Genomic DNA, 21,768 nt, shown 5'->3' with positions numbered 1-21,768 from the left:
CTGTCCGAAAACAGATTTACTAGAAAAATAATTACTTTTACTCATCGTTTTTTGTCTTTTGCAAAACCAAATTACGATTTTAATTGAGAAGCCATTTTTATGGCTTCTTTTTTATTTACTTTTATCGGACAACAATGATTTAAAAGATTAAATTTGCCAAGCTAAATTATTAAATTATTCATGAGTACTACGCACAAAGACTTACATAGTAAGTTAACATTAGGCGGTTTATTAATATCATTAGGAATTATTTACGGAGATATAGGAACCTCGCCTTTATATGTAATGAAAGCCATAATTGGATTACAGGTCATCAATGCAGATATTGTTTTAGGAGGAATATCCGCAGTTTTTTGGACACTGACTTTACAAACTACAATCAAATATGTTTTGATTACTTTAAGTGCAGATAATCACGGTGAAGGAGGAATTTTTGCCCTATATGCATTAGTAAAAAAAACAAAAATTAAATGGTTAATCATCCCAGCAATCATCGGCGGAAGTGCATTACTCGCCGACGGAATCATAACTCCGCCAATTTCCGTATCATCAGCAGTTGAGGGTATTAAAACATTCTATCCAGAAATAAATACGATTCCGATTGTAATTGGAATTTTGTTTGTTTTATTTACTATTCAACAATTTGGCTCTAAACTAGTGGGTCGTTTTTTTGCGCCAATGATGCTACTTTGGTTTGGTATGCTTGGTGTTTTAGGTGTATTGCAAGTGATTCATCATCCCGAAGTTCTAAAGGCATTTAATCCTTATTACGCTTATCATTTACTTTCCATTCACCCTGAAGGTTTTTATGTTTTGGGATTTGTATTTTTATGTACAACGGGAGCCGAAGCTTTATATTCTGATATGGGACATTGTGGACGTAAAAACATCAGAATCAGTTGGATTTTTGTTAAAACCACTTTAGTACTGAACTATTTTGGTCAAGGTGCTTATTTAATTCATCACGAAGGACAAACTCTAGTAGGTTTAGGAGGCGAAAACGGAAATCCATTTTATTTAATTATGGCAGATTGGTTTCAGCCTTTTGGAATCGTAATAGCAACTCTTGCAGCTGTAATCGCCTCTCAAGCGCTTATTAGTGGTTCATTTACTTTGATTAACGAGGCCATGCGTTTGAATTTTTGGCCTAAAGTAAAAATAAAATACCCTTCGGAATTAAAAGGACAATTGTACATTCCTTCGATAAACTGGCTCTTGTTTTTGGGCTGTGTTGGAGTTGTACTGCATTTCGAAAAATCAAGTAATATGGAGCATGCCTATGGACTAGCTATTATACTATGTATGATAATGACAACTATATTGCTCAATTATTATATGATTTTGAAGCGCGTAAAATTATATTTTATGATACCTATCATAACGATATACCTAACTATTGAATCTGGTTTCTTCATCGCAAATATTACAAAATTCGCCGAGGGTGGTTACGTTACTTTACTCATTGCTTCTGTCTTAATTTCTATTATGACAATTTGGTATTTTGCTAAGAAAATCAATAAGAGCTATACAAAACTTGTTGACATTAACGATTACACAAAAGTATTATTAGAACTCAGTAATGATTTATCGATTCCAAAGTATGCAACGCATTTAATTTATATGACTAATGCCAGCAAGTCTGATGAAATTGAAGAAAAAGTAATGTATTCCATACTCAGAAAAAGACCTAAAAGGGCCGATATATATTGGTTTGTACACGTAAATGTATTAAATGAGCCGTACAAAAAAGAATATAGAGTAACTGAAATTCTCAAAGAGGATATTTATAGAGTTGATTTTAATTTAGGATTTAGAGAACCTACAAAAATCAACTTGATGTTTAAAGAAGTGATTACAGATATGGTAAAAAAAGGAGAGGTCGATGTAACGAGTCGATATGAATCATTGAATAAAAACAATATAATTGGTGATTTTAAATTTGTCCTTTCCGAAAAATATTTATCCAATGATAGCGATTTGACTTTCTTTGAAAAAATAATTATGAATTCCTATTTCTTTATTAAAAAACTAAGTTTATCGGAAGAAAGTGCCTTCAACTTAGATATAGGATCCGTAAAAGTAGAAAAATTCCCAATGGTGCTGCACGCTCCAGAAAACATTGGTTTAACCAGAATTCAATAAAAATTCTATTCAAATAAAACTCAAAGACACTGCTTAAAAACAGTGTTTTTTTTGCATAAAACACTTCCAATATAACAAAAAGTAAAATCAATTTGAATGACAAAAATGAATAATTTGAACATAACTTTCTATCCAAGCAACTCTAAATAGAAATCTGAAATCTAAAATCTTCAATCTTCTCCCGATGCTTCGGGATAAAATGGTACCTTTGCGCCTCAATTATTTAAAATGCGATTACACAGAAATTTAGTTTATACCACAATCGATGCTTTAAATGCTATCTTCAATGAAGGCGAATATGCAGATAAAGTAGTTGCAAGATCATTAAAAAAAGACAAACGTTGGGGAAGCTCCGATAGGAAATTTGTTGCCGAAACCATCTACGAAATTGTACGTTGGAAAAGACTTTACGCAGAAATTGCGGAAGTAAAAGAACCTTACGACCGAGACAATATTTGGCGAATGTTTTCTGTTTGGGCAGTCTTAAGAGGCTACCCTATCCCCGATTGGCGTCAATTGGAAGGAACTCCAGAAAGAAAAATTAAAGGACGCTTTGACGAACTATCTAAAATTAGAACCTTGAAAGAATCTATACCTGATTGGATGGACGAATTGGGCGTGAAAGAATTAGGTGAAAAAGTATGGGCAAAAGAAATTGCAGCACAAAACCAACCTGCCAAGGTAATTTTGAGAACCAACACTTTAAAAACTACTAAAGAACAATTAAGAGCCCTCTTGATGGACTTGAACATTGAAACTGAATACTTGAAAGATCAACCGGACGCTTTGGTTTTAAAAGAAAGAGCCAACGTATTTTTAACTGATGCTTTCAAACAAGGTTTTTTTGAAGTGCAAGATGCCAATTCACAACTGGTTGCTGCGTTTCTTGATGTACAACCAGGAATGCGTGTGGTAGATACTTGTGCTGGTGCTGGAGGAAAAACCTTGCACATTGCCGCTTTGATGGAAAACAAAGGTCAACTGATTGCTATGGATTTATACGAAAGTAAATTAAAGCAATTGAAATTGAGAGCCAAAAGAGACGGTGCTTTCAACATAGAATACCGCATTATTGAATCGACCAAAGTTATCAAAAAACTTCACGAAAAAGCAGATAGAGTTTTAATTGACGCACCTTGTAGCGGTTTGGGAGTTCTCAAAAGAAATCCAGATGCCAAGTGGAAATTGCAACCCGAATTCATTGATAACATTCGTAAAGTGCAAGCTGAAGTATTAGAAAGCTACTCTAAAATTGTAAAACCAGGTGGAAAATTAGTGTATGCCACTTGTTCTATTTTGCCTTCAGAGAATCAAGAACAGGTTAAAAAGTTCTTAACTACCGACATTGGAAAACAATTCAACTTTATAAAAGATCACAAAATATTAGCTTCAGAATCAGGTTTTGACGGATTTTATATGGCATTATTAGAAAGAAAAATAGAACTAATATAATATGAATAAAATTTACTCAATTCTTGCGCTGCTTTCAATAAGTTTAGTACTGGCACAATCTGGCGCTCCAGCAGCTCCTTATTATAATGGTGCCAATTGGACTCTAACCGGAACTGCATTAAAAAATGCTTTAGCTACAAAAATTACTGTCACTCATACCAATCGTTTATCTTACACACCAGGAATTTGGGAAGCAACAAGAGTAACAGATTCAGATCCCGATAATTCTCAAAATGTTTTATTAGTTTATGGATGGGAAAATGGATCAGATAATTTAGCTACCAACGACAGGTCAAGAGATAAATATAGTAATGGTGGTAACGATGGTCAGTGGAATCGGGAGCACACTTATGCCAAATCACTAGGAACGCCCACCCTAGTTGATGGAGGAATTGCAAATGATTGGAGTAGCGATGCTGGTGAAGATGCTCATCATATTCGTTCTGCCGATGTACAGTGGAATGCTACTCGTGGAAATTCGACTTACGCTGCAGGAAGCGGAAACTCAGGTAGTGTTGCAGGTGGTTGGTATCCTGGAGATGAATGGAAAGGCGATGTGGCTCGAATGATGATGTATATGTATTTGCGATATGATTCGCAATGTTTACCAATAAATGTCGGAACAGGAACTTCTCCTGCCTCCGATAGTAATATGCTTAATTTATTTTTAAAATGGAACGCAGAAGATCCAGTTTCAGCTTTTGAAGACGCTAGAAATACTTATCACGGAAATACTGCTTATAGATATGCTCAGGGAAACAGAAATCCTTTTATAGACAATCCTTATTTAGCAACACTTATTTGGGGCGGAGTTGCTGCCCAAAACCGTTGGCCAAGTACCATATTGGCTACAGAAACTTTCGATAAATTTGCAAACATTTCTGTTTACCCAAATCCAACAAACGGTCACAAAATTAAAATACAGACAGATATTATCTTAGATGAAATAGATTTAATCAACATCGATGGTAAGCTAATACAAATGATTAAAAAGCCCTCTTTAGAAAACCAAACCTACACCTTGGATAATTTACCAAAAGGTTTTTACTTAGTGAAAATGACCTCTGACAATCAGTCAGCAACTAAGTCAATCATCGTTAACTAATTTGATTTTAAAGCCAATAAAAAACTCCGATAGAATTTAAATTTCTATCGGAGTTTTTTGTCTTTTATCTATATTCTTTATTCTAGTATCTTTCTAATCATTCATCGAAATCAAAAACTCTTCATTATTTTTGGTTTTCTTGAAACGATCATTGATGAAATCCATTGCTTCTACTGGATTCATATCGGAAAGGTATTTTCTCATAATCCACATTCTTTGCAATGTTTTAGCGTCTAATAACAAATCATCGCGTCTTGTGCTAGAAGAAGTTAAATCAATGGCAGGGAAAATACGTTTGTTGGCAATTTTACGATCCAATTGCAATTCCATATTTCCAGTTCCTTTGAATTCTTCAAAAATAACTTCATCCATTTTTGATCCCGTTTCGGTTAAAGCCGTGGCAATGATACTCAATGAACCTCCATTTTCAACATTACGAGCAGCTCCAAAAAATCGCTTTGGTTTTTGCAATGCATTGGCATCAACACCTCCACTCAACACCTTACCGGATGCGGGTTGAACTGTATTATAAGCTCTCGCTAAACGAGTAATCGAATCCAAAAGAATCACAACATCGTGACCACATTCTACCAAACGTTTTGCTTTTTCGAGCACAATATTGGCGATTTTAACGTGTTCTTGTGGCTCTCTATCAAAAGTCGATGCAATAACCTCACCTCGAACACTTCGAATCATATCGGTAACTTCTTCAGGACGTTCATCAATTAATAAAACAATCAAATACACCTCAGGATGATTAGCGGCGATTGCGTTTGCAATGTCTTTTAGCAACATTGTTTTACCCGTTTTGGGTTGCGCCACAATCATACCGCGCTGTCCTTTTCCTATTGGAGAAAATAAATCGATAATGCGGGTGGAGATAGTGCTTTGTCTTTCGGCCAATTTGAATTTTTCGGAGGGAAAAACTGGTGTTAAATGTTCGAAAGATACTCGGTCACGAACAACCTGCGGATCGTGTCCGTTTATTTTCAGAACGCGAACTAATGGAAAAAATTTTTCACCTTCTTTCGGCGGACGAACCACTCCTTTTACGGTATCTCCGGTTTTAAGTCCGAACAATCTAATTTGGGAAGTCGATAAATATATATCATCTGGTGAAGCCAAATAATTATAATCAGAAGATCGAAGGAAACCATACCCATCGGGCATCATTTCTAGAACGCCTTCACTTTCGATGATTCCGTCAAATTCAAAATCAGAATCTCTAAAGTTGTTTTTCTTATTTTTGAAATTGGGATTTACATTTCCGTTTCCATTTTGGTTTACTTCGTCAGTGCGCTTTCGCTCTTGTGGATTCTGGTTTTGATTTTTCTTGTTGAACTGACTTAGATTTATTTTTTCTGCAGGAGCGCTAACCTCATTATTTTCAGAAAACTCAGCGCCTTCGCTAACAGAAGTTTCTGAATTATCTTCATTTTCGTTGTTTATCTCAGCTTCAGTGGTTGCCTGTTTCGCCTCTTCTTTTTGCTTTTGCAAAGCCATTTTCTTTTCGTAGGCTGATTTATTAAATTTAATCACTTTCCCTACTTTTTTTTCTGGAGCTATCACTTCTATTGGATTCTCGTCTTTTACTTCAGAAATAACGGTCTCAACTTTAATTTCTTCGTCTGCAAAAAGTGAATTATTGGAGTTTTTTTGGATGGCCACCTTTTTTGGAGCTACAATTCTTGCTCTTTTTGGTTTTTCTTCTTCTACTTTAGGTTCAGCAGGCTTAGCGTCTGTCGCTGAATTCATACTGGTGGATTGAAGTTCTAAAATTTGACTAATTAATGTCTCTTTTTTTACACCGTTAAATTTTATTGTTTTAGCAGCTTTAGCTATTTCTTGAAGCTCAGAAAGCTTCATTTCTTTTAATGCAGAAATGTCAAACATAAATGTTTTGTGAGTTTAAAAAATTTTGGAATACTATAAAAGTGTGTAGTAAAATTTGATTTTGAATTGACCGAAAAATGAAGTACTTACGGATTTGTTATGCAATATTACGAATAAATTTTAATCTACAATAGTATTTATTAAAAAGAAAATATATTTTTGTCAAACAATTTAAGACAATGTTACAGCGAATTCAAACCATATATTTACTTCTAGCCTTTGTTACCGCAGGAGTTTTACCATTCTTCATACCGCTTTGGACAATGGCTGATGGTACAGCTTTCATGTTTATGCAAAACCAAGTTTATGTTGCACTTTTTGGATTAAGCACAACATTGACCTTAGTAAGTATCGTTTCGTATAAAAAAAGACAAAATCAATTTGTTATGGGCAGATTGAATATAATTTTAAATTTAATTTTATTAGGCTTGTTTGTATATCGTTCACTAAATGTATCTGGAGAAACCCCTGCGGTTTCTGAGAAAGGTATTGGGATGTTTCTACCTATTGTTGCTATCGTGTTGTTAGTCTTAGCTAACAAGGCCATCAAAAAGGACGAAGATCTTGTAAAATCTGTGGATAGATTGAGATAATCCTATAAACTTAGTTTATTAGTGCGAAGGAAACCCGAATGTAAAAGTTCGGGTTTTTTTGTTCCTCACCCCTTCCGATAGCTATCGTAACTCTCCGAAGGTGAGGGAGCCGAAACTGGAGAAGTAAAGGAAAAGAAGTAGAAATTGGAAAACTACAAATCATTATTATGACAACTGCAATCTTCAATCTGAATTCTGCAATCTAAAATCTGAAATTACTTTTTCCCTATCTCGATAATCTCCAAATCTTTTATTTTGTCGCCTTCAATTACAAAACGCAACATCGTCCTCACTTGATGAAAACCACTTTTCCCTGCAGCGCCGGGATTCATATGTAAAAGATTGTGTTTCTTGTCGAAAATCACTTTTAAAATATGCGAATGTCCGCAAATGAATAGTTTTGGTGGATTTGCTGTCATTTCAGCTTTAATATTTGGATTGTATTTTCCGGGATAACCTCCAATATGAGTAATCCAAACATCGACACCTTCGCACATAAATCGGTTGTGCAACGGAAATTCCATTCGGGCTTTATCATCGTCTATATTGCCATAAACAGCTCGTAATGGTTTTAGCTTTTTTATGGTATCGGTGACAATCAAATCACCAATATCGCCAGCGTGCCATATTTCATCAGCCTGAGCTACATATTTTAAAATCGTGTCGTCAATATTACTGTGCGTGTCGGAAAGAAGGAGGATTTTTTTCATTAAGTAGTTTAAGATTCTAAAATGCTTTAGTTTAATACATTTACAAATGCCCCGCAACTGTCATTTTAATTTCGTCTATTAATTCTTTATCCATAAATTTATAAACGTCAGGAATTTCTAAAATAAAAATTTTTTTATTTTGGATTTCATCACGGAAATTTAAAATCAATTTTTCTTTATGATGCTTTTCCATTACAAAAATCAAATCAGCCCAAACTAATAATTTAGAATTTATTTTTATACGAGCTGAATTTTCTGTTCCAGCTGATTTAACACAAAAATCACTTTTGTTTTTATAAATAGTTTCAGCCGTTAAACTTCTCCATTTATTTCTGCTACAAACAAATAATACGTTTTTCAATTTCTAATGTTAATTTTGGTATCAATTTTTTTTGAATACTGGATGGTAATAAAAGTATATGGTGACAAAGTTATTATTTAAGATGAAACATTAACTATTTTTAAATTACTTTGTCAGTTCGGGATCGCTCGTGTCAGTTTTAGGAAAATTTTAAAGGTATAATCAACTTAAATCTTTGTAAATTTGCATTTCAAAATATGTAATCTGGTTTTATTCAGAATAATCTGAAATCTAAAATCAGCAATCTAAAATTAAATCTTGAGGTATTTTATAAAACTGGCATATAACGGAACCAATTATCACGGATGGCAATACCAACCCAATGCTCCTTCTGTTCAGGAAACATTGAACAAATCACTTTCGGTTGTGTTGAATTCCGAGGTAAATCTTATGGGTGCTGGACGCACAGATACTGGAGTTCACGCCAAAGAAATGTTTGCCCATGTTGATTTTGAAACTCTATTTGAGATTAAAAGTTTAGTACATAAACTTAATTCCTATCTACCAAAAGATATTGTCATTTATGATATTATTCCTGTTCACAACGAAGCTCACGCTCGATTTGATGCCACAAAACGAACCTATGAATATCATATAAATACTTTTAAAGATGTTTTTTCTCAAGATGGAAGTTGGTACTATCATCAAGAATTAGACATTGATATAATGAACGAAGCCTCAAAATTATTATTCAATCATACTGATTTTCAATGTTTTTCTAAAGTGAATACCGATGTAAATACATTTTATTGTACTATTTTTGAAGCGTATTGGCGACAAGAGAGTGACAAATTGGTGTTTACAATTTCCGCCAATCGTTTTTTAAGAAATATGGTTCGAGCCATTGTGGGAACATTAGTTTATGTAGGTTTGCACAAAATTACTTTAGAAGATTTCAACAGCATTATAGTAAGTAAAAACCGAAATGAAGCGGGATTTTCAGTTCCAGCACACGGATTATACTTGACAAAAATTGAGTATGATTATTTGTAAAAAAGAAGAAAGAATATAGATTATAGACAATAGACATTTTCATTGCCATTGAAATTGCCATTGAAATTGCCATTGAAATTGTCATTGAAATTGTATAGCGATATAGGATAGAGCTCCCAAAAAAACATTATGAAAGCAAAAGCATTCGACACACGATTATTCAAAAGAATATTAAAATATACTAAACCTTATCAATCACGATTTAATTTCGTTGTTGCATTCGCTATTTCCTTGTCGGTTTTTGCAGCATTGCGTCCCTATTTGTTGAAACAAACTGTAGATGGATATATAAAAAACCAAGATCAATTTGGGCTTTTACTATACGTTTGTTTGATGGGTTTCGTATTGTTATTGGAAGTTTTTTCACAATTTTTCTTCGTGTATTGGGCCAACTGGCTTGGACAAGATATTGTGAAAGACATTAGAATTAAAATGTTCAAACACATTCTGAGTTTCAAGATGAAGTATTTTGATAATGTTCCCGTAGGACAACTTGTGACGCGTTCCGTTTCAGATATTGAAGCCATTGCACGAATTTTTAGTCAAGGATTGTTTATGATCATCAGTGACTTGATGAAAATGTTTGTCGTGCTCATATTTATGTTTTATATGAACTGGAAGCTTACTTGGATTGTGATTGTAGCGATGCCAATATTAGTTTTTTTTACACGAATATTTCAAAAGAAAATGCAAGTGGCTTTTGAAGAAGTAAGAACACAAATTGCTAATATGAATTCCTTCGTACAAGAACGTGTTACGGGAATGAAAATCGTCCAGCTATTCAATCGCGAAGAAATTGAATCCGAAAAATTCAAGTCAATTAACGAAAAACATAATAAAGCTTGGATAAAAACTATTTTATACAACTCCATCTTCTTCCCTATTGCTGATATTATTTCATCGCTAACCCTTGGATTTATTGTGTTATACGGTGGATTTAAAATATTGAATGGGGATAATTTCACCACGCTTGGGGATTTGTTTTCCTATACTATGTTCATAGGAATGTTATTCAATCCATTGCGTCAAATCGCAGATAAATTCAATGAAATGCAACTCGGAATGATTGCCGCCAATCGAGTTTTCGATATTCTCGACACCCAAGATCAAATTCAAGATACAGGAACTATAGAAGCTCCAATTTTCAAAGGAAATATACAATTCAAGGATGTTCATTTTGGTTATATCGCTGAAGAATATGTCATAAAAGGAATTGATTTAGATGTAAAAGCAGGAAAAACTATTGCCATTGTAGGCTCAACAGGAGCAGGAAAATCAACCATTATCAATTTGCTGAATCGTTTTTATGAAATTAATAGCGGGACGATTTGCATCGACGGTCATAACATCGAAAGTTATACTTTGCCCTCTCTACGAAAGCAGATTGCGGTAGTTTTACAGGACGTTTTCCTTTTTGCTGATACTATTTTTAACAATATTACGCTAAACAATCCTGATATATCTCGTGAACAAGTTTTGGCTGCAGCCAAAAAAATTGGAGTTCATAAATTCATTATGAGTTTACCTGATGATTATGATTTTGACGTAAAAGAACGTGGCGTAATGCTTTCGTCTGGACAACGCCAATTAATCGCTTTTCTCCGTGCCTACGTAAGTAATCCGAGTATTCTTATTTTAGACGAAGCAACTTCTTCGATCGATACGTATTCTGAAGAGTTGATTCAAAAAGCTACAGAAACAATTACTAAAGGCAGAACTTCCATCGTAATTGCGCATAGATTAGCGACTATCATCAATGCCGATAAAATTGTTGTAATGGACAAAGGATTGATTGTGGAACAAGGAACACACCAGGAATTGGTTTCCAAAGAAGGAGGCTATTACAAGAACTTGTATGATTCGCAATTTGTCATGGAGATTAATGAATTTGATAAAAATGAATAGAGAAATCCCTTGTAAATGATGGCTCTGAATATTTAATTTAGTTTTTTTACAACGTAAAACTTTAAACAGTAAACTTTTTCATTAATAAAATAAATCCTTAATTTTGCCAACTGAAATTAATTTAGAAAAACACAGTATGAAATACGATATCATAGTTTTAGGAAGTGGACCAGGCGGATATGTAACTGCCATTAGAGCATCACAATTAGGCTTTAAAGTAGCCGTAATCGAAAAAGAAAATCTTGGCGGAGTATGCCTAAATTGGGGTTGTATCCCAACTAAAGCGTTATTGAAATCAGCACAAGTTTTTGATTACCTTAAACACGCTTCTGATTATGGATTGACTGTTTCATCATTTGACAAGGATTTTCCAGCAGTAGTGCAACGTAGTCGTTCAGTTGCTGACGGAATGAGCAAAGGCGTTCAATTTTTGATGAAAAAGAATAAAATTGACGTGATTGATGGCTTTGGAAAACTTAAACCGGGTAAAAAATTAGATGTTACTGCTGCTGATGGCAAAGTAACTGAATACAGTGCAGATCATATTATTATCGCCACTGGCGCTCGTTCACGCGAATTACCAAATTTACCACAAGATGGTGTGAAAGTGATTGGATACAGAAAAGCAATGACATTGCCAACCCAACCAAAATCGATGATTATCGTTGGTTCTGGAGCGATTGGAGTTGAATTTGCCCATTTCTATAATGCTATGGGAACCGACGTTACGATTGTTGAATTTATGCCCAATATTGTTCCAGTAGAAGACGAAGATATTTCGAAACAAATGGAACGTTCTATGAAAAAAGCAGGAGTCAAAATTATGACCAACTCTTCTGTAGAAAAAATTGATGTTTCTGGTTCTGGTGTTAAAGCTTTTGTAAAAACTGCAAAAGGAGAAGAAATCCTAGAAGCTGATATTTTACTTTCTGCCGTTGGAATCAAAACTAACATCGAAAACATAGGATTAGAAGAAGTAGGAATTGCTGTTGACAGAGATAAAATCTTGGTAAACGCTTACAATCAAACGAACATCCCAGGATATTATGCGATTGGAGATGTAACTCCAGGACAAGCATTGGCACACGTTGCTTCTGCAGAAGGAATTAATTGTGTGGAAAAAATCGCTGGCCTTCACGTGGATCCAATTGATTACGGAAACATTCCTGGTTGCACCTATGCTACACCAGAAATTGCTTCTGTAGGTTTGACCGAAAAGCAAGCGAAAGAAAAAGGATACGAATTGAAAATTGGAAAATTCCCGTTCTCAGCTTCTGGAAAAGCAAAAGCTGCCGGAACTCCGGATGGATTTGTAAAAGTAATTTTCGATGCTAAATACGGCGAATGGTTGGGTTGTCATATGATTGGTGCTGGTGTTACTGATATGATTGCCGAGGCTGTTGTCGCTCGAAAATTAGAAACTACAGGTCACGAAATCCTAAAATCCATTCACCCGCACCCAACGATGAGTGAAGCGGTCATGGAAGCTGTTGCTGATGCTTATGGCGAAGTAATTCATTTGTAGGTACGAGGTTAGAAATATAGAAATCCGTTTTGTGAAAGCAAAGCGGATTTTTTTTGTTTTGCTAATTTCAAATTACATTAGAAAAAATAGTATTCATAAAATAGTAATCCATCAAATAATTTGTACGGAAAAAATAATATATTTGAATGAAGAATAAAGCGTATCAAACTACCGTATATTCAACTATTTTTTGAAAGATTTGCGTTACTTTTTAGCTAATATAAAGACTTAGAAAATTATTCCCAACGATATTGGCAATTAAAAATCAAATATCTAAAACCTAACAAAATGATTAACCCTTCTTTGATTTCAAACTCTGGAATTCCTTTTCACACTCATAGTGGAAAAAACATATTGAGAATATTAGCAATTAATTTACTGACAGCATTAATTTTATTCTCCATTTATTCAATAAAACATGTTGGTTACTTAATGATTCCGTTGATATTTTGCTGTTTGCTAGGGTTAGTATGCATTAGATTTCCAAAGATATTTTTGTATGATGATAATTTTGCAATAGTAAAAAAATGCATGATTAGTAAATACACAGATAATGACGTTTTTAAGTATGTTGATATAATTAAAGTTGAGTTTTCTGAAAGTGTTACAGACTGGAATTATTTAATTGTTTTGGCGATATTTGGATCAGGAGAGTTCGGTGGTAACTCGAAAGCAGACCAAATGATTGTATACACAAAAGATAATAACACCTATTTTTTTAATCGGTTTGGTAGCAGAACTGAATTTTTGAAAACAATAGAATTAATAAACAATCGAATAAGCCCTACAAACAATAGCTAGTATAGCTGATTTGAGCATTTGGCTTAATGGAAACTAGATTTTGTATTTGAAGATTACTAATTAACCGAAAGGCTATAAATCCTTAATCTGCCAGATAGCAAACCTGCAAAACATTATACTTTTTTATAAATATGGCAAAGAAATTAGATCAAATTACAACCGAATTACAAGAATTCATCGAAAAACAAAAAGTTTTTTTTGTTGGAACCGCTTGCGCTGAAGGAACGGTCAACGTATCTCCAAAAGGTACCGACTCCTTTAGAATAATTGATAGTACCACAATTGTTTGGTTGAATCTAACAGGAAGTGGAAATGAAACTGCAGCCCATTTATTACAAAATAATAGAATGACAATCATGTTTTGTGCTTTTGAAGGAAATCCACTGATTTTAAGACTCTATGGAAAAGCAAAAATATACCATAAAAGAAATCGTAGTTTTCACCATTATTCCAATTTATTCCCAGTTAATGCGGGTGCTCGACAAATAATCGAAATGGAAGTAGAATTGGTTCAAACTTCTTGTGGATATGCCGTCCCTTTTATGGATTTCAAAGAGGAACGCACCACATTAAATGATTGGGCCGAAAAACAAGGAGAGGATAAGATTGAAGACTATTGGAAAAACAAAAATACCCTGAGCATTGATGGGTATGAAACAAAAATTCTAGAAGATTAATTAGAACCGTTGGGTATAATTCAATTTTATTCTTTTAAACGCATAGAAACATAGTTATTGCTAATTTTAATTAGTCGTTTCACTTAATTTCAGAATACATTAAGCTATGTGAAAACCACGAATTGGTCTATCTTAATCTTTTTTCTATGATTCTATGTGTTTCAATTTATTATTTCTGAAAATTTAATAATTGCACCCAACGGGTTAATTAGAATTATTTTGCAATAACTTAATATTATTTTTATAAATATGAATTCCTTAAGGTATTAGAAATAAACAAAAAACCGATTTGGAATAAATTCAAATCGGTTTTTTAAATACGATCGAAAATTGATTTAAGCCATAAACAAGGCGTTCTTTTGATAGTTGAATAAAACTAAATCGTAAGGAACTAATTTAGGCGCAATTTTTTCAGTCGAAGCGTCAAACGTAATATTGTTGTGCTTTCTGAACAAATAGATTTCTTTCAAACAATTAGACAAACTCTGATGAATTGATGTTGTAAAAGTGGGGATTTGCTTGTCTCCTACTAACAAATCAATTTGGTAATTAGAACTACTTTTAGAAAGATTATTTCCAATAATTCTTAATGTAAATGTGGTTGGAATTGCATTTTGTTTTCCTTGATACTGTACTATCATAATTAATAAAATTAGATGTTGTTAAAATTAAATTATTACTAAAACTTCAAAATAAGTTGGATTCAATAGTATACATCGAAAAAATTAAGAAAACTTCAAAATAGACCGCCTTAATTTATCAATATAGCAAAGCTAGTAAATAAAATACTTTTAAACCCTAATTAAGTTTATAAAATTTTATAAAATTTTTTTCTACATTTGTTACAGCAAGCAATTGCTTATTCAATAATTAAAACAAATACTATGCAAAACATTCCTAGTGTTGACTTGCGTGATTTCTTTTCGGAAGACCCGAAACGCAAACAAAAATTTGTAAATGAAATCGGAAATGCTTTTGAAGAAATTGGATTCGTTGCCTTAAAAGGGCATTTCCTAGACGACCAATTAGTGGAAGAATTATATGGCGAAATTAGAAACTTTTTCGGTTTACCATTAGAAACAAAATACAGTTATGAAATTCCTGGAATTGGAGGTCAAAGAGGCTATGTTTCTTTTGGAAAAGAACACGCCAAAGGCAGAAAAGAAGGCGATTTGAAAGAGTTTTGGCACTTTGGTCAATATGTTGAAAAAGGCTCAAAATATGCCTTGGAATATCCCGATAATGTCGAAGTGAAAGAATTACCACGTTTTAATATTGTAGGAAAAGAAGCCTACCAAATGCTGGAGAAAACAGGTGTTTATGTATTGCGAGCCTTGGCTTTGCATCTTGGTTTAGACGAGTTTTATTTTGATGAGTTTGCAAAAGAAGGAAACTCTATTTTGCGCCCAATTCATTATCCACCCATCACTTCAGAGCCTGAAAACGCGATTCGTGCCGCAGCTCACGGCGATATCAATTTGATTACTCTATTGATGGGTGCACAAGGAAAAGGTTTGCAAGTTCAAAATCACGATGGTGCTTGGATTGACGCCATTGCGGAACCTGACGAACTCGTGATTAATGTGGGTGATATGTTATCTCGTCACACGAACAATAAATTGAAATCTACCATTCATCAAGTAGTTAATCCGCCACGCGAATTATGGGGCACTTCACGATATTCTATTCCGTTTTTTATGCATCCGGTGAGCGATATGAAATTAGATTGTTTAGAAAATTGCATTGATGCTGAAAACCCAAAGAAATTTGATGACATTACCGCTGGAGAATATTTATACGAAAGATTGGTAGATTTGGGATTAATCAAAAAATAAATTCAAAGTAAATTCCAAATTTTAAATTTCAAATTCCAATAATCAAACTTTGGAATATGGAGTTTAAAAATTTGGTTTTTATTTTTTAGCATAAAATTATGGACTTACAAGACCAACTAAAAAACTTATTTCCAGATCATATTGAATCGGAACCTGAGGAATTTCTTGAAGAAGAGCACGAGCTTTTCATTCAAAAAGAACCTATGATTTGCAAATTTGAAAAGCGAAAAGGAAAAGCAACCACCATAATTGAAGGGTATGAAGGAAATGACGAAGACTTTAAAATTCTAGCCAAAGAAATCAAAACCAAATTGAGTGTTGGCGGAACTTTCAAAGACGATTCCATAATCATTCAAGGCGATTATCGCGATAAAATTATGCAAATCCTTAAAGAGAAAGGTTTTAAGGTAAAACGTGTTGGAGGGTAAAAGCCCCCTAACCCCCGAAGGGGGAACTCCAAAATTTATAAATAACTTTTCTACAGCATTATTTGAATCAAAAAATGATAACATTAAAAACCTATTTACCCCAATAGGAATTCCCCCTTCGGGGGTTAGGGGGCTATTATGATAAAATCATCAGAATTGATACTCAATCCAGACGGAAGTGTGTATCATTTGAATTTATTGCCTGAACATATTGCTAACGATATCATCTTCGTAGGCGATCAAAATCGGGTTGAAAAAATCACGCAATTCTTTGATAGTATTGAGTTTTCAACTCAAAAAAGAGAATTTAAAACCCAAACCGGAATTTTCAAAGGCAAACGAATTACCGTAATGTCCACCGGAATTGGTCCTGATAATATCGACATTGTAATCAATGAATTAGATGCGCTGGTCAACATCGATTTAAAAACTAGAAAACCAAAAGAAAATCTCACTTCCTTAAACATTATCCGAATTGGAACTTCGGGTTCGTTGCAAGCAGATATTCCTGTAGATAGTTTTGTAATGTCAAAATTTGGTTTAGGATTAGACAATATGCTTCGCTCCTATTTGATTGACGAAATTTCAAATATTGAAATGGAAGATGCGTTCATCAAACACACTAATTGGGATTTGAAAAAAGGACGACCTTACGTGATTTCTTGTTCGGAACTACTAGAAAAACGCATCGAAAGCAATCAAATCTTTAAAGGGATTACAGCAACAGCCGGTGGCTTTTATGGCCCACAAGGTAGAGTGTTGCGATTGAATATTCAGGACGAAAATTTAAATTCAAAGATGGATAGTTTCAATTATAATGGAACTTTAATTTCTAATCTCGAAATGGAAACGGCTGCTATTTATGGTTTGGGAAAATTATTGGGGCATCATTGTTTGTCACTAAATGCTATTATTGCCAATCGTTCCACAGGAACTTTTAGCGAAGATCCATACAAAGCCGTGGATGAGTTGATTGGGTATGCTTTGGAGAAATTGGCAGAGTAATACGTAAATAAAAGCCGGGTCGTATTTTATTTTTTTATGTTTACCAGATGAAAAAACATTTATTTTTATTTTTAGTACTTTCTTTAAATTTACTTCAAGCGCAGAATCAGTCAGTGAAGATTGATACTTTAATTTTAAGTAATAGAAATGAAATTCGTTTAGATATTGGAAAATTACTTTTTAGCTCGAGGTTAAAAGTAGCTTACGAACGGTTTTTAAACAAAGATTTTTCTTATGGAATAAGTGGTATGTATTTTGGAGAGAATTATAGCGACAACATTTTTTATAATTCAAACTTTAAAAAAAAATACGAAATTGAACCTTTTGTGCGCTATTCGATATCACAAAATGTACAACGTTTCTTTTATGTTGAAACATTTTCATCAATTTGTAATGGAAATTATAAAGAAGTTAAACGGCTATCAAATGGCGAATATGCTTATTATGATTGGACAAAATCAAACTTTACAAATATTGCATTTGGATTTGCAATTGGTTATAAATTTTATGTAAAAGAACATTTTTGTATGGATTTTAATTTTGGATTGTCATCCTTTGTATATAATAAAAAGGAGACAGAATCATTGGCGAAATTTGGAATTAACTTAGGCTACAGATTTTAATAAATAAGAATAAAAATGAAAACAATTTGTAAATCTATTTTTGGTGTTCTGTCTATTGCATTATTTTTCAATTGCTCTGAGCCAGATGATATCTATATGGGAAGCAAAGACATCAAAGCTTCTAATTTGATTCAAATTGAAACGCTTCCCAGCTACAAATTGAATGATCTTATTTATATAAACTCTTCTTTTTCAAGATATTTACCTGAGGAAGGTTATGACGATTTACTAGATATTTATAAAACAACTAAATCTAACGAATACTCTTTTGAATTCCTTTTAGAAAAGAAATCAGCTTACGATACTTGGACTCCAATTAATATTGGAAATAAAATTGTTGTGAACAAAGGAAAATCGTACACTAGTAATGCTGCGATTGGAGTTTGTGTATTCAATCCCGAAACAAACTTATATGAATTCAGAGCTGGAATTCCTTTACTTGAAACTGGAGAATTTAGATTAAGAATGTCTAGCAATTTATACCCTGTTTATACTAATTCAAGCTATATTTCAGTGTATATTTATACAACCATAAGTCAAGTCGATAACCAAGGAAACTATCATTTTACAGTAAATTAATTTTTTATAATCTATAACTAAGGTGAAGATAAAATTTAATTGATATTTCTACAAAACTGTCGATGATTTGATTGCTTATTCTTTGAGAAAATTAGCGGAGTAAAAAAATTAAATTTATGATCAGTATAATAGCTCATTTATTTGTTGGAATACTACAGCGTTTCTTTTTATGGATTGGAGGCATTACGCGCTGGCTTCTTTTTCAAATCTATAATGAATGTATCACAGAAAAATTTCCAAGGAATATAGATTATTATATTGATAACGAAAGCAATAAAAAAGATAAAAATGGTTTCTCAGTGCAAAACAAAAACTTTTTTTCAGGATTAATTGTTACCATACTAATAATAATATTGCTCGATAAATTTGAAAACAAATGAACCTAATCCTCGAAACCGATAGACTCATCCTTCGTGAGCTAAAACTTTCTGATGCAGAAGCTTTTTTTACTATGGACAGCAACCCTAAAGTTCACCAATATTTATGGAATAAACCCGTTCAAAAACTAGAAGAAACCATTGAAATTATTGAATTTGTTAGAAAACAATATAGTGATAACGGAATCGGGAGATTTGCAATAATTTCGAAAGAAACCAATGAATTTATCGGTTGGGCTGGATTGAAATTCAACACCGAAATGGTGAATAACAAAGTTAATTTCTATGATATTGGGTATCGATTAGATGAAAAATTTTGGGGAAAAGGATATGCTAGCGAAGCCACTTTTGCGTGGTTAAAATACGCTTTCGAAACCTTGAACATCAAAACTATGGAAGCTGCTGCTCACACTGAAAATGCAGCTTCTAATAGAATTCTTCAAAAAATTGGAATGCAAATGACCGAACAATATCTAGAAGATGGCGTTTCTTGGAATTGGTATCAATTGGAAAACGTCAATCAGTAATCGAGTTATTTCTTCAAGTTTTTAGCATAAAGCTGTCTTCCTAATTCTGCTAGAAACGGGAAACCAATTTCGTCATATTCATAAATACCATCATTAAATACGCCATTTTTATTGACTAATATCGTTGCAGAAACCATAAACTCAACATTATTTTCGGTGTCAACAATATAAGCGCAGTCTGTCAAAGTACCGTAAGCTTCTCCAATTTTATTGTAAATTTTTATGCTAGCAGGAATATTTTCTTTGGTGTCGCCAAACATAAAAAATTTACAATACCCATCATAATATTCAATAGGATCATAACCCGCATTTTTAGGTAGATTTTGCATCGAAAACAGGATGAATTGTCTATTACTTTCAGTCAAATTAAACCGTTCAGATTCCTTAAAAGCTTCTGGAAAAACAATTCTTTTCAGTGTATTATGAAGAGTTTCCAGTGGATAATAATTTTTATTTGAAAAGTCAAAAGGCTCATTTACCAAGACATCATCTTTCATAAATCCAATTCCTTTTTTGAGCTTATTTATCGTCAAAGGAATACTGGATTTGTTTGTAATTTCTGGAAAAGTGACAACTGAATTATCGGCTTTATAAAGTGTAATTGATTTTGATTTTGGCTCACCTGCATTTGGTGATGATAATCGATGTGATATTCTAAAAGGCGACAAACCCTTGGCTTTCATACTTTCGTTTAAATAATCAAATCCAATAAATTCTAATAAATTAGTACTGGCTTCATTTTCGCTCACGGTAAAAACTTTAGTTATTTCTTCCGAAAATCTAAGTTTTTTAGGTTTTCCTTCAATGCTATATTGTATGTCTTTTGACGTCTTATCAATGGTGTTCAACTTTTCTAAAGCTAAAATAGCTATTGGAAATTTGACCGTACTGGCTGGATAAAAATAGTTGTGTACGTTTAAATTAAGCGTGAAATCTTTAAAACTCACTTTATTATTTTTATCCCGTAAAATCTGGGTATAAATAATTTGAAGTTCGAACGCTTCTGGATTTGACATCACAGTTTTTATCTTCGTATTATCAGATGCCAACGTCTCTTGCAGTATGTTTTTCTTGGTTGAAGAGCATCCAAACTCCAAAAAAATTAGTGTGATTAGAATAAAAATACGGTAAATTTTCATCTATAATAGGCTTTAAAATTAAATATTGGAATTCCATCCGATAGGACGAATTCCTTTTTCTTCCAAATATAAGATAGTTTTACTAAAATGCTTGTTCCCAAACCATTTTCCTTGATTGGCACTCATTGGCGATGGATGTCCGGATTCTAAAACGAGGTGTTTATTTCTGTCAATTTTGGAACCTTTCTTTTGAGCAAAATTGCCCCAAAGCATGAAAACAATATTCTCTTTTTCTTCCGAAATTTTTTGAATTACGGCATCTGTAAAAATGTTCCATTTCAAATGTTTGTGACTATTGGGATTGTCTTTTCGAACAGAAAGAGAAGCATTTATGAGTAAAACTCCTTGCTTTGCCCAATGTTCCAAGTTGCCAGAATTGGGTAAAAAAATAGTTCCCAAATCATCATTCAATTCACGAAAAATATTGCGCAAAGATCGCGGAATTTTAATTCCATCATTCACCGAAAAACATAAACCATTGGCTTCTCCATCACCATGATAAGGGTCTTGACCAATAATAACTACTTTCAAATCCTCGAACGAACAATGGTCAAAAGCGGCGAAAATCAATTCTTTTGGCGGAAAACAAGTATGGTTTACATATTCTTCATCGACAGCTTTCATCAAATCCTTGCAATACGGTTTTTGGATTTCATTTGATAAAATAGTTTGCCAAGACGGATTGAAGTTGGGTTGCATAAATATATTTTACCACAAAGTTCGTAAAGTTTTCGCAAAGTGAGCAAAGAAAATGGTTTTTCACTTTATTACTTTGTAACTTTGGATTTTTGACTTTAGACTTCCGACATAAAAATGATATCCATTACAGAAAAAACACTCCAAGATTTACAATTTCCAACCATTCTCGAAACCCTTTCGAATATTTGCAATACGGATATTGGCAAACAAAAATCATTAGAAATCAAACCTTTTCAAGACAAGGAAACCTTGATCAATGCGTTGATGCAAACCTCCGAATACGTTTCTTCTTTCCAGAATAACAACGCCATTCCCAATCACGGTTTTGATGCGATTACCTATGAAATCAAGTTTTTAGCTATAGAAGATAGTTTTTTGGAAGTTGGCGGTTTCCGAAAG

Annotated in this window: 22 protein-coding genes and 1 pseudogene; 17 read left to right on the top strand and 6 right to left on the bottom strand. The window is 33.3% G+C overall.

Features of this window, described 5'->3' with window-relative positions; translation table 11 throughout:
- Positions 1-180: 180 nt before the first annotated feature.
- The 3 genes from RMO83_RS02625 to RMO83_RS02615 all read left to right on the top strand — a co-directional run bounded on the left by RMO83_RS02625 (position 181) and on the right by RMO83_RS02615 (position 4,699).
- Entirely contained in the window at positions 181-2,142 is a 1,962-nt protein-coding gene (locus RMO83_RS02625; protein WP_310558117.1) for a KUP/HAK/KT family potassium transporter, read from the top strand.
- Positions 2,143-2,370: 228 nt separating this feature from the next.
- Entirely contained in the window at positions 2,371-3,594 is a 1,224-nt protein-coding gene (locus RMO83_RS02620) for a class I SAM-dependent methyltransferase (protein WP_310558116.1), read from the top strand.
- 1 nt (position 3,595) lies between these two features.
- Positions 3,596-4,699 carry an endonuclease gene (locus RMO83_RS02615; RefSeq protein WP_310558115.1) on the top strand — a complete coding sequence of 368 codons (1,104 nt, stop codon included), beginning with the start codon at positions 3,596-3,598 and terminating at the stop codon, positions 4,697-4,699.
- 93 nt (positions 4,700-4,792) lie between these two features.
- Here RMO83_RS02615 and rho read toward each other — a convergent pair whose 3' ends face one another.
- Positions 4,793-6,592, bottom strand: a complete 1,800-nt coding sequence (gene rho / locus RMO83_RS02610; RefSeq protein WP_310558114.1) for a transcription termination factor Rho — start codon at positions 6,590-6,592, stop codon at positions 4,793-4,795.
- 179 nt (positions 6,593-6,771) lie between these two features.
- Between rho and RMO83_RS02605 the strand changes: the two genes are divergently transcribed.
- A complete protein-coding gene (locus RMO83_RS02605) occupies positions 6,772-7,185 on the top strand; it encodes a DUF4293 domain-containing protein (protein ID WP_310558113.1) in 414 nt (137 codons plus the stop codon).
- A gap of 215 nt (positions 7,186-7,400) precedes the next feature.
- Here RMO83_RS02605 and RMO83_RS02600 read toward each other — a convergent pair whose 3' ends face one another.
- Both RMO83_RS02600 and RMO83_RS02595 read right to left on the bottom strand, forming a co-directional pair.
- The gene (locus tag RMO83_RS02600; RefSeq protein WP_310558112.1) at positions 7,401-7,895 is read right to left on the bottom strand and encodes a metallophosphoesterase family protein; all 495 of its coding nucleotides are present in this window, start codon (positions 7,893-7,895) and stop codon (positions 7,401-7,403) included.
- A gap of 40 nt (positions 7,896-7,935) precedes the next feature.
- On the bottom strand, positions 7,936-8,256 hold the full coding sequence (locus tag RMO83_RS02595) for a protein tyrosine phosphatase (protein WP_310558111.1): 321 nt from the start codon (positions 8,254-8,256) through the stop codon (positions 7,936-7,938).
- A gap of 258 nt (positions 8,257-8,514) precedes the next feature.
- On the opposite strand from RMO83_RS02595, the gene truA reads away from it, so the two are divergent.
- The 5 genes from truA (at position 8,515) to RMO83_RS02570 (ending at position 14,157) form a co-directional block, all read left to right on the top strand.
- Entirely contained in the window at positions 8,515-9,249 is a 735-nt protein-coding gene (truA, locus tag RMO83_RS02590) for a tRNA pseudouridine(38-40) synthase TruA (protein WP_310558110.1), read from the top strand.
- 129 nt (positions 9,250-9,378) lie between these two features.
- Positions 9,379-11,154: an ABC transporter ATP-binding protein gene (locus RMO83_RS02585; protein ID WP_310558109.1), complete on the top strand. Its 1,776-nt coding sequence runs from the start codon at positions 9,379-9,381 to the stop codon at positions 11,152-11,154.
- Positions 11,155-11,290: 136 nt separating this feature from the next.
- A complete protein-coding gene (lpdA, locus tag RMO83_RS02580; RefSeq protein WP_310558108.1) occupies positions 11,291-12,679 on the top strand; it encodes a dihydrolipoyl dehydrogenase in 1,389 nt (462 codons plus the stop codon).
- A gap of 288 nt (positions 12,680-12,967) precedes the next feature.
- Complete coding sequence (locus RMO83_RS02575) at positions 12,968-13,480, top strand: hypothetical protein (protein ID WP_310558107.1); 513 nt, start codon at positions 12,968-12,970, stop codon at positions 13,478-13,480.
- Positions 13,481-13,611: 131 nt separating this feature from the next.
- The gene (locus tag RMO83_RS02570; RefSeq protein WP_310558106.1) at positions 13,612-14,157 is read left to right on the top strand and encodes a pyridoxamine 5'-phosphate oxidase family protein; all 546 of its coding nucleotides are present in this window, start codon (positions 13,612-13,614) and stop codon (positions 14,155-14,157) included.
- A 335-nt stretch (positions 14,158-14,492) separates the two neighbouring features.
- Here the strand turns inward: RMO83_RS02570 and RMO83_RS02565 are convergent, their stop codons facing one another.
- Complete coding sequence (locus RMO83_RS02565; RefSeq protein ID WP_310558105.1) at positions 14,493-14,798, bottom strand: hypothetical protein; 306 nt, start codon at positions 14,796-14,798, stop codon at positions 14,493-14,495.
- A gap of 243 nt (positions 14,799-15,041) precedes the next feature.
- On the opposite strand from RMO83_RS02565, the gene RMO83_RS02560 reads away from it, so the two are divergent.
- From RMO83_RS02560 to RMO83_RS02530, 7 genes are all read left to right on the top strand, one after another.
- Positions 15,042-15,992 carry a 2-oxoglutarate and iron-dependent oxygenase domain-containing protein gene (locus RMO83_RS02560; protein ID WP_310558104.1) on the top strand — a complete coding sequence of 317 codons (951 nt, stop codon included), beginning with the start codon at positions 15,042-15,044 and terminating at the stop codon, positions 15,990-15,992.
- A 98-nt stretch (positions 15,993-16,090) separates the two neighbouring features.
- Positions 16,091-16,420 (top strand): translation initiation factor, encoded by a 330-nt coding sequence (locus RMO83_RS02555; protein ID WP_310558103.1) that lies wholly within the window; start codon positions 16,091-16,093, stop codon positions 16,418-16,420.
- 138 nt (positions 16,421-16,558) lie between these two features.
- On the top strand, positions 16,559-17,425 hold the full coding sequence (locus tag RMO83_RS02550) for a nucleoside phosphorylase (RefSeq protein ID WP_310558102.1): 867 nt from the start codon (positions 16,559-16,561) through the stop codon (positions 17,423-17,425).
- Positions 17,426-17,472: 47 nt separating this feature from the next.
- Positions 17,473-18,048 (top strand): hypothetical protein, encoded by a 576-nt coding sequence (locus RMO83_RS02545; RefSeq protein WP_310558101.1) that lies wholly within the window; start codon positions 17,473-17,475, stop codon positions 18,046-18,048.
- Positions 18,049-18,063: 15 nt separating this feature from the next.
- Positions 18,064-18,627: a hypothetical protein gene (locus tag RMO83_RS02540; RefSeq protein WP_310558100.1), complete on the top strand. Its 564-nt coding sequence runs from the start codon at positions 18,064-18,066 to the stop codon at positions 18,625-18,627.
- 116 nt (positions 18,628-18,743) lie between these two features.
- Positions 18,744-19,007, top strand: coding sequence for a hypothetical protein (locus RMO83_RS02535; protein WP_310558099.1), 264 nt, complete (start codon positions 18,744-18,746; stop codon positions 19,005-19,007).
- Positions 19,004-19,531, top strand: a complete 528-nt coding sequence (locus tag RMO83_RS02530; RefSeq protein ID WP_310558098.1) for a GNAT family N-acetyltransferase — start codon at positions 19,004-19,006, stop codon at positions 19,529-19,531. The genes RMO83_RS02535 and RMO83_RS02530 overlap by 4 nt, the downstream gene beginning before the upstream one ends.
- Positions 19,532-19,536: 5 nt before the next feature.
- On the opposite strand, the gene RMO83_RS02525 is transcribed toward RMO83_RS02530, so the two are convergent.
- Both RMO83_RS02525 and ung read right to left on the bottom strand, forming a co-directional pair.
- Complete coding sequence (locus RMO83_RS02525) at positions 19,537-20,547, bottom strand: serine hydrolase (protein WP_310558097.1); 1,011 nt, start codon at positions 20,545-20,547, stop codon at positions 19,537-19,539.
- 141 nt (positions 20,548-20,688) lie between these two features.
- Complete coding sequence (gene ung / locus RMO83_RS02520; RefSeq protein ID WP_310558096.1) at positions 20,689-21,369, bottom strand: uracil-DNA glycosylase; 681 nt, start codon at positions 21,367-21,369, stop codon at positions 20,689-20,691.
- Between the two features lie 114 nt (positions 21,370-21,483).
- Between ung and RMO83_RS02515 the strand changes: the two are divergent.
- A pseudogene (locus RMO83_RS02515) lies at positions 21,484-21,768 on the top strand (DNA mismatch repair protein MutS); the annotation flags it as partial.

Origin of the sequence: Flavobacterium sp. (assembly GCF_031423415.1) — a bacterium.
GTDB lineage: Bacteria > Bacteroidota > Bacteroidia > Flavobacteriales > Flavobacteriaceae > Flavobacterium.
This window is presented reverse-complemented; position numbering and strand designations above follow the sequence as displayed.